This window comes from Cupriavidus sp. HMR-1 (assembly GCF_000319775.1).
GTDB lineage: Bacteria > Pseudomonadota > Gammaproteobacteria > Burkholderiales > Burkholderiaceae > Cupriavidus > Cupriavidus metallidurans.
The window spans coordinates 1-8,026 of sequence record NZ_ANKP01000263.1 but is presented as its reverse complement, the minus strand read 5'-3'; the positions used below and the strand labels follow the sequence as shown (position 1 = coordinate 8,026).

9 protein-coding genes are annotated in these 8,026 nt (G+C 63.9%); 1 reads left to right on the top strand and 8 read right to left on the bottom strand.

Annotated features, from left to right (window positions below):
* Positions 1-33: 33 nt before the first annotated feature.
* From D769_RS28925 to merT, 8 genes are all read right to left on the bottom strand, one after another.
* Entirely contained in the window at positions 34-3,000 is a 2,967-nt protein-coding gene (locus D769_RS28925; protein WP_001138070.1) for a Tn3 family transposase, read from the bottom strand.
* A gap of 2 nt (positions 3,001-3,002) precedes the next feature.
* Positions 3,003-3,572, bottom strand: coding sequence for a recombinase family protein (locus tag D769_RS28920; RefSeq protein ID WP_027982055.1), 570 nt, complete (start codon positions 3,570-3,572; stop codon positions 3,003-3,005).
* Positions 3,478-4,479, bottom strand: coding sequence for a DUF3330 domain-containing protein (locus D769_RS32845; RefSeq protein WP_008652068.1), 1,002 nt, complete (start codon positions 4,477-4,479; stop codon positions 3,478-3,480). Before D769_RS32845 ends, D769_RS28920 begins: the two co-directional genes overlap by 95 nt.
* Positions 4,476-4,712 (bottom strand): broad-spectrum mercury transporter MerE, encoded by a 237-nt coding sequence (merE, locus tag D769_RS28910; protein ID WP_003132004.1) that lies wholly within the window; start codon positions 4,710-4,712, stop codon positions 4,476-4,478. Before merE ends, D769_RS32845 begins: the two co-directional genes overlap by 4 nt.
* Entirely contained in the window at positions 4,709-5,074 is a 366-nt protein-coding gene (gene merD / locus D769_RS28905) for a mercury resistance co-regulator MerD (RefSeq protein ID WP_000995360.1), read from the bottom strand. The genes merE and merD overlap by 4 nt, the downstream gene beginning before the upstream one ends.
* 17 nt (positions 5,075-5,091) lie before the next feature.
* Positions 5,092-6,777 (bottom strand): mercury(II) reductase, encoded by a 1,686-nt coding sequence (gene merA, locus D769_RS28900; protein WP_003156770.1) that lies wholly within the window; start codon positions 6,775-6,777, stop codon positions 5,092-5,094.
* Positions 6,778-6,848: 71 nt separating this feature from the next.
* A complete protein-coding gene (merP, locus tag D769_RS28895) occupies positions 6,849-7,124 on the bottom strand; it encodes a mercury resistance system periplasmic binding protein MerP (RefSeq protein WP_003131987.1) in 276 nt (91 codons plus the stop codon).
* Positions 7,125-7,136: 12 nt separating this feature from the next.
* On the bottom strand, positions 7,137-7,487 hold the full coding sequence (gene merT / locus D769_RS28890) for a mercuric ion transporter MerT (RefSeq protein WP_006224622.1): 351 nt from the start codon (positions 7,485-7,487) through the stop codon (positions 7,137-7,139).
* 71 nt (positions 7,488-7,558) lie between these two features.
* Here merT and D769_RS28885 point away from each other — a divergent pair, with 71 nt between their 5' ends.
* Positions 7,559-7,993: a mercury resistance transcriptional regulator MerR gene (locus D769_RS28885; RefSeq protein WP_003131969.1), complete on the top strand. Its 435-nt coding sequence runs from the start codon at positions 7,559-7,561 to the stop codon at positions 7,991-7,993.
* Positions 7,994-8,026: the final 33 nt, after the last annotated feature.

Sequence of the window (8,026 nt, the reverse complement as noted above, 5' to 3'; positions counted from 1 at the left end):
GGGGTCGCCTCAGAAAACGGAAAATAAAGCACGCTAAGCCGGTTGCAGCGGTCGTAGCGGCCTGAACTTGCCCGCGCCGATCTTGGCGCTGCTGCGCCAGAGGTAATCGCCGGTGAGGTTGATGTGCTCCCAACCGAGCGGCGACAGGTACTGCAACAGCGCGTCATCAACGGCATGGCCGTTGCCACGCAGCGCGTGCGCAGCCCGTTCCAGATAGACCGTGTTCCACAACACGACGGCAGCCGTTACCAGATTGAGGCCGCTAGCCCGGTAGCGCTGCTGCTCGAAACTGCGGTCGCGGATTTCACCCAGGCGGTTGAAAAACACTGCCCTGGCCAGCGCATTGCGCGCCTCGCCCTTGTTCAGGCCGGCATGCACGCGGCGGCGCAGTTCCACGCTTTGCAGCCAGTCCAGGATGAACAGCGTGCGCTCGATGCGGCCCAGCTCGCGGAGCGCCACGGCCAGGCCGTTCTGGCGTGGGTAGCTGCCGAGCTTTCGGAGCATCAGGGAGGCCGTCACCGTGCCCTGCTTGATCGAGGTGGCCAGCCGCAGGATTTCGTCCCAATGGGCGCGGACGTGCTTGATGTTGAGCGTGCCGCCGATCATGGGTTTCAGCGCGTCATAGGCGGCGTCGCCCTTCGGGATGTAGAGCTTGGTGTCGCCCAGGTCGCGGATGCGCGGCGCGAAGCGGAAGCCCAGGAGGTGCATCAGGGCGAAGACGTGATCGGTGAAGCCCGCCGTGTCGGTGTAATGCTCCTCGATCCGCAAGTCGGACTCGTGGTACAGCAGGCCGTCGAGCACGTAGGTCGAATCGCGCACGCCGACGTTCACGACCTTGGTGTGAAATGGCGCGTACTGGTCAGAAATGTGGGTGTAGAACGTCCGCCCTGGGCTGCTCCCGTATTTCGGGTTGATGTGGCCGGTGCTCTCGGCCTTGCTGCCGGTGCGGAAGTTCTGGCCGTCCGACGATGAGGTGGTGCCGTCGCCCCAGTGCTCGGCGAAGGGATGGCGGAACTGTGCGTTGACCAGATCGGCCAGCGCCGCCCCGTAGGTTTCGTCGCGGATGTGCCAGGCTTGCAGCCAAGCCAGCTTGGCGTAGGTCGTGCCGGGGCAAGACTCCGCCATCTTGGTCAGGCCCAGGTTGATCGCGTCGGCGAGGATCGTGGTCAGCAACAGGTTCTTGTCTTTGGCCGGGTCGCCCGATTTCAGATGCGCGAAATGCCGAGTGAAGCCCGTCCATTCGTCCACCTCCAGCAGCAGTTCGGTGATCTTGACGTGCGGCAGGATCATTGCCGTCTGGTCGATCAGCGCTTGGGCGGTGTCGGGTACCGCCGCGTCGAGCGGCGTGATCTTCAAGCCTGACTCGGTGATGATGGCGTCCGGCAGCTCGTTGGCCGTCGCCATACGGTTGACGGTGGCAAGCTGTGTTTCCAGCAGCGTCAGCCGGTCGTTCAGGTACCGGTTGCAGTCGGTGGCCACGGCCAGCGGCAATTCGCTGGCCTGCTTGAGGCTGGCGAATTTCGCGGGCGGCACCAGGTAGTCCTCGAAGTCCTTGAACTGGCGCGACCCCTGCACCCAGATGTCGCCGGAACGCAACGCGTTCTTCATCTCCGACAGCGCGCACAGTTCGTAGTAGCGCCGGTCGATGCCGGTGTCGGTCATGACCAGCTTCTGCCAGCGCGGCTTGATGAACTCGGTCGGCGCGTCGGCGGGCACCTTGCGGGCGTTGTCGCTGTTCATGCCGCGCAGCACCTCGATGGCGTCGAGCACGTCCTTCGCGGCGGGAGCGGCCCGCAGCTTGAGCACGGCAAGGAATTCCGGCGCGTAGCGGCGCAGCGTGGCGTAGCTTTCGCCGATGCGGTGCAGGAAATCGAAGTCCTCGGGCTGCGCAAGCTTCTGCGCTTCGGTGACGCTCTCGGCGAAGGCATCCCAGGACATGACGGCCTCGATGGCGGCGAACGGATCGCGGCCCGCCTGCTTGGCCTCGATCAGCGCCTGGCCGATGCGGCCGAACAGCCGCACCTTGGCGTTGATCGCCTTGCCGGACGCCTGGAATTGCTGCTGATGCTTGTTCTTGGCGGCGTTGAACAGCTTGCCCAGGATGCGGTCGTGCAGGTCGATGATTTCGTCGGTGACGGTGGCCATGCCCTCGATGGCAAGCGCCACCAGGGTGGCATAGCGTCGCTGCGCCTCGAACTTGGCCAGGTCGGCGGGCGTCATCTGGCCACCCTCACGGGCGATCTTGAGCAGGCGGTTCTGGTGCACCGACCGCTCGATGCCAGAAGGCAGGTCGAGCGCCTGCCACGCTTTGAGGCGTTCGATGTGTTCCAGCATGTGCCGCGAATTCGGTTTGACGGGCGATTGGCGCAGCCAGGCCAGCCAGGTCGTTTTGCCGTTGTCCCGACGCTTGAGCAGATCGTCGAGGCGGCGGCGATGCGCGTCCGACAGCGGTTCGGCCAAGGCATCGTAGATGCGCCGGTTGGCGCGGGTGATTGCTTCGGCGCTCGCCCGCTCGACGGCGTTGAGGGCAGGCAGAATGACCGACTGCTGCCGCAGGTGCTCGATCAAGGTGCTGGCCAGCACGATGCCCTTGTCGGTCTGCAAGGCCATCTCGGTCAGCAACTGGACGGCCTGCCGGTAGTGGCCCATGGTAAAGGGCTGGAAGCCGAACACCGTTTGCAGTTCGACCAGGTGCTCGCGCCGGGTCTGCTCCCGCTGCCCGTATTCGTCCCAGCTTTCGACGCTGACCTTGAGCTGGTCGGCGACCAGTTTCAACAAGGGCGGAAACGGCGGCTCATCGACGCCCAGGATGACACCAGGAAAGCGCAGGTAACAGAGCTGCACGGCGAAGCCCAGCCGGTTGGCCGGGCCGCGCCGCTGCCGGATGATGGAGAGGTCGGTTTCGCTGAACGTGTAGTGACGGATCAACTCATCCTTGGTGTCCGGCAACGCCAGCAGGCTTTCGCGCTCGGCGGCGGACAGGATTGAACGACGTGGCATATTTACTGATCCGTTCTCAAGTATTGATACAGGGTTTCGCGACTGATTCCGAATTCACGAGCCAGCTTGGTCTTTTGCTCGCCAGCCTCGACACGTTGGCGCAGTTCGGCAATACGCTCAGACGACAGGGATTTCTTCCTGCCACGGTAGGCCCCGCGCTGCTTGGCGAGCGCGATGCCCTCGCGCTGCCGCTCGCGGATCAAGGCGCGTTCGAACTCGGCGAACGCGCCCATTACCGACAGCATCAGGTTCGCCATCGGCGAGTCCTCGCCGGTGAAGGTCAAATGCTCCTTAAGGAACTCGATGCGTACGCCGCGCTGGGTGAGGCCCTGCACCAGGCGGCGCAGGTCGTCGAGGTTGCGCGCCAGACGATCCATGCTGTGCACCACGACCGTGTCGCCTTCGCGCACGAAGGCGAGCAGCCGTTCCAGTTCGGGCCGCCGTGTGTCCTTGCCCGACGCCTTGTCGGTGAACACTTTATCCACCTGGATCTGTTCGAGCTGCCGTTCTGGGTTCTGGTCGAAGCTGCTGACGCGGACGTAACCGATGCGCTTGCGCTTCGAAGCGTTGATAACACTCCAACCCGCAGAAGTGCTCGACGTATTCCGCGCCTTCCGGGGTGAAGGCGGCATCGAGCGGGATTTCCTTGCAGCACACGCAGCAACTGGTGGTGGTCGAGTCACTTGCATTCATGGTGGCACCCCTCCATTGACTGACGAAGACGGCGAATGCCGCCGCCGGCATTGGCTTCGCGAACAGGAAGCCTTGTCCTGTGTCGCAGTCCGCTTGTCGCAATAGATCAAGACTCGCCGATGTTTCCACGCCTTCAGCCACCACATCCATGCCCAGCCCGTGCGCAAGCTGAATCACGGTGTGCACGATGGTTTGGTCGCGGCGGTCGTTGGCGAGCCCGGCGACAAACGATTGGTCGATCTTGAGCGTGCTGATTGGGCAGCACTTCAGATGTTGCAGACAGGAATACCCCGTCCCGAAGTCATCGGCGGCGAAGCGCACACCGATCTGCCGCAAGGCGTCCAGGGCGGGGAAGATCGCCGGATCACCAAACGCGACCGATTCGGTCAGCTCGATTTCGAGATACTCGGCGGGCAACTCGGCATCAGCCAGCACGCCCTTTACCCACCCGTCGAAGTCCGGTCCCACTTGGCTCGCCGAAACATTGACGGCCAGCCGGAACGGTCGCCATGCCAGCATTCGCCAGTCACGCATCTGGCGGCAGGCTTCGCCCAGCACCCAAGCGCCGATTTCAGGCATCAGGCCGGACGATTCGACCACGGGCAGGAACTGGCCCGGTGGCAATAGTCCAAGCGTCGGATGACGCCAGCGCAACAGGGCTTCCGCGCCGACAATCCCACCACTGCGCAGATCGACGACGGGCTGGTAGTGCAGTTCAAGCTGCCCGCGCTCGACCGCTTGGGCCAGTTCCGGCGTCGTCCATCCATCCGGCCGGAAAGCGCTCATTCTCTTTCCCTGAATGCCCGCAACGCCCGCGACAGGGACAGAAGGAACAGGCCGGTCAAACCGAGCGCCGCGATGACCCAATGCTCGCCGAGGAAAGCACCGGCGGTTGTGCCGGCCAGCACGACAGCGAGGATGGGCAGGTGGCAGGGGCAAGTCAGCACAGCCAGTCCGCCCCACAGGTAGCCGGTGATCGGTTTGTGCGTCTCGGACGGCAAGCGCTCGGGGTTGTTCATGGCAGACTCTCCGCGTGCTGTGCCGGCTCGGTCGGCAGGGTGGCCAACTGCACTTCCAGATCGGCCAACGCTTCGCGCCGACGCTCGACGAACTGACGCAGCAGGGCAAGCTGCGCGGCCGCTTCGTCGCCGTCCGCCGCATCCAGCGCCCGGCACAGCCGCGCCAGCGCGTCGAGGCCGATGCCCGCCTCGAAGGCCGCCCGCACGAAGCACAGCCGTTGCAAGGCGGCGTCATCGAACAAGCCGTAGCCGCCTGGTGTGCACGCCACCGGGCGCAGCAATCCGCGCAGCAGGTAGTCGCGCACGATATGCACGCTCACCCCGGCATCAAGAGCCAGCCGGGACACCGTGTAGGCGTTCATTGAACACCTCCTTTTTCTCACCCGGCGCAGCAGGAAAGCTGCTTCACATCCTTGTTGAAGGTCTGCGCCGCGAGCTTCAACCCCTCGACCATCGTCAGGTAGGGGAACAACTGGTCGGCCAGTTCCTGCACCGTCATGCGGTTGCGAATGGCCAGAGCCGCCGTCTGGATCAGTTCACCCGCTTCCGGCGCGACCGCCTGTACGCCGATCAGCCGATGGCTGCCTTCCTCGATAACCAACTTGATGAAGCCGCGTGTGTCGAAGTTGGCGAGCGCACGCGGCACGTTGTCCAAGGTCAAGGTGCGGCTGTCGGTCTCGATCCCGTCGTGGTGGGCTTCCGCCTCGCTGTAGCCCACGGTCGCCACTTGCGGATCGGTGAACACCACGGCCGGCATTGCGGTCAGGTCGAGCGCCGCATCGCCGCCGGTCATGTTGATCGCGGCACGGGTGCCGGCCGCTGCCGCCACATAGACGAACTGCGGCTGGTCGGTGCAGTCGCCGGCCGCGTAGATGTTCGGGTTGCTCGTGCGCATGCCTTGGTCGATGACGATGGCACCTTGCGCATTGACAGTGACCCCCGCTGCGTCCAGCGCGAGGCTGCGCGTGTTCGGTGTCCGACCGGTGGCAACCAGCAGTTTGTCGGCGCGCAATTCACCGTGCGTGGTGGTCAGCACGAATTCACCGTCCATATGGGCGACCTGGCTGGCTTGCGTGTGCTCCAGCACCTCGATGCCCTCGGCACGGAAAGCGGCTGTCACCGCCTCGCCGATGGCCGGGTCTTCACGGAAGAACAAGGTATTGCGCGCCAGGACCGTGACCTTGCTGCCCAGCCGGGCAAAGGCTTGCGCCAGCTCCAGCGCCACCACCGACGAGCCGATTACGGCAAGGCGTTCGGGAATGGTGTCGCTCGCCAGGGCCTCGGTGGAAGTCCAGTAGGGTGACTCTTTCAAGCCCGGAATCGGCGGGACCGCCGGGCTGGCACCCGTGGCGACCAGGCAGCGGTCGAACATCACGACGCGCTCGCCACCCTCGTTCAAACGGACGGTAAGGCTCTGGTCGTCCTTGAAGCGCGCCTCACCGTGCACAACGGTGATGGCCGGATTACCGCCCAGGATGCCTTCGTACTTGGCGTGCCGCAGTTCGTCGACGCGGGCCTGCTGCTGGGCCAGCAGCTTACTGCGGTCAATCGTAGGCACAGTTGCCGCAATACCGCCATCGAACGGGCTTTCCCGGCGCAGATGGGCGATGTGGGCGGCGCGGATCATGATCTTGGACGGCACACAGCCGACATTGACGCAGGTGCCGCCGATGGTGCCGCGCTCGATCAGCGTGACCTGCGCGCCTTGCTCGACGGCCTTCAGCGCCGCCGCCATCGCGGCTCCACCGCTGCCAATGACCGCTACCTGCACCGGGGGCTCGTTGCCACTGTGCTTTTCGGCGGCGGCCATCCATCCCCGCACCTTGTCGAGCAGTCCGACGCGGTTGTCCGCCAGTGGCGCATCGGCTAGCGTTGCCTTGTAGCCCAGTCCGGCCACGGCGGCAGTCAGCGCGTCCGGCGATGTGCCCGGCACGATGGCGAGTTGCGCTGTGCCCTTCGGATAGGACACCAGCGCCGACTGCACGCCTGGCACTTTTTCCAGCGCTTCCTTGACGTGCGCCGCGCACGAGTCGCAAGTCATGCCGGTGATTTTTAGATGGGTCATGCAACAGATCCTTTATCGTTTGTGGCGCCAGACAATGACGTCCGTTGTGCTGCGGTGCCGTTTTCAGTGACTCACTGCTTGACGCTGGACGGATAGCCCGCGTCTGCGGTTGCCTTGGTCAGCTTCTGCACGCTGGTCTTGGCATCGTCGAAGGTGACGACCGCTTGGCGTGTCTCGAAAGTCACGTCAACTTTGCTGACGCCTTCGACCTTGGAAATCGCCTTCTTGACAGTGATCGGGCAGGCGGAGCAGGTCATGCCCGGTACGGACAGCGTGACGGTCTGGGTGGCGGCCCAGACGGGGGCAACAACGGCGGCGAGGGCGAGGGAGGCAAACAGTTTCTTCATGGTGAACTCCGATCAGTAGAAAAATGGCATGACGTAGGGAAATCCGAGCGCGACCAGAACCAGCGCGGCCACGATCCAGAAAATGAGCTTGTAAGTAGCTCGCACTTGGGGAATCGCGCAGACCTCACCCGGTTTGCAGGCCGCTGCCTGCCGGTAGATGCGCCGCCAGGCGAAGAACAACGCCACCAGCGCCACGCCGATAAAGATGGGGCGATAGGGATCCAACACCGCCAAGTTGCCGATCCAAGCGCCGCTGAACCCCAAGGCGATCAGAACCAACGGCCCGAGGCAGCAAGCCGAGGCGAGGATGGCGGCAAGCCCTCCAGTGAAGAGCGCGCCGCGCCCGGTTTTTGGTTCAGACATGCGCTTGTCCTTTCGAATTGAAATTGGATAGCGTAACCTTACTTCCGTACTCATGTACGGAGTCAAGCGATATGGAAAACAATTTGGAGAACCTGACCATTGGCGTTTTCGCCAAGGCGGCCGGGGTCAATGTGGAGACCATCCGTTTCTATCAGCGCAAGGGCTTGTTGCTGGAGCCTGACAAGCCCTATGGCAGCATCCGCCGCTATGGCGAGGCGGATGTAACGCGGGTGCGCTTCGTGAAATCAGCCCAGCGGCTGGGCTTCAGCCTGGATGAGATCGCCGAGCTGCTGCGGCTGGAGGATGGCACCCATTGCGAGGAAGCCAGCAGTCTGGCCGAGCACAAGCTCAAGGACGTGCGCGAGAAAATGGCTGACCTGGCGCGCATGGAGGCCGTGCTGTCTGAGTTGGTGTGCGCCTGCCATGCGCGAAGGGGGAACGTTTCCTGCCCGCTGATCGCGTCACTACAGGGTGGAGCAAGCTTGGCAGGTTCGGCTATGCCTTAGCGTGCTTTATTTTCCGTTTTCTGAGACGACCCC

Coding starts and splice junctions, on each gene's coding strand:
- D769_RS28925 (WP_001138070.1), bottom strand. CDS start 3,000: ATGCCACGTCGTTCAATCCTGTCCGCCGCCGAGCGCGAAAGCCTGCTG.
- merE (WP_003132004.1), bottom strand. CDS start 4,712: ATGAACAACCCCGAGCGCTTGCCGTCCGAGACGCACAAACCGATCACC.
- merA (WP_003156770.1), bottom strand. CDS start 6,777: ATGACCCATCTAAAAATCACCGGCATGACTTGCGACTCGTGCGCGGCG.
- D769_RS32845 (WP_008652068.1), bottom strand. CDS start 4,479: ATGAGCGCTTTCCGGCCGGATGGATGGACGACGCCGGAACTGGCCCAA.
- merP (WP_003131987.1), bottom strand. CDS start 7,124: ATGAAGAAACTGTTTGCCTCCCTCGCCCTCGCCGCCGTTGTTGCCCCC.
- merT (WP_006224622.1), bottom strand. CDS start 7,487: ATGTCTGAACCAAAAACCGGGCGCGGCGCGCTCTTCACTGGAGGGCTT.
- merD (WP_000995360.1), bottom strand. CDS start 5,074: ATGAACGCCTACACGGTGTCCCGGCTGGCTCTTGATGCCGGGGTGAGC.
- D769_RS28885 (WP_003131969.1), top strand. CDS start 7,559: ATGGAAAACAATTTGGAGAACCTGACCATTGGCGTTTTCGCCAAGGCG.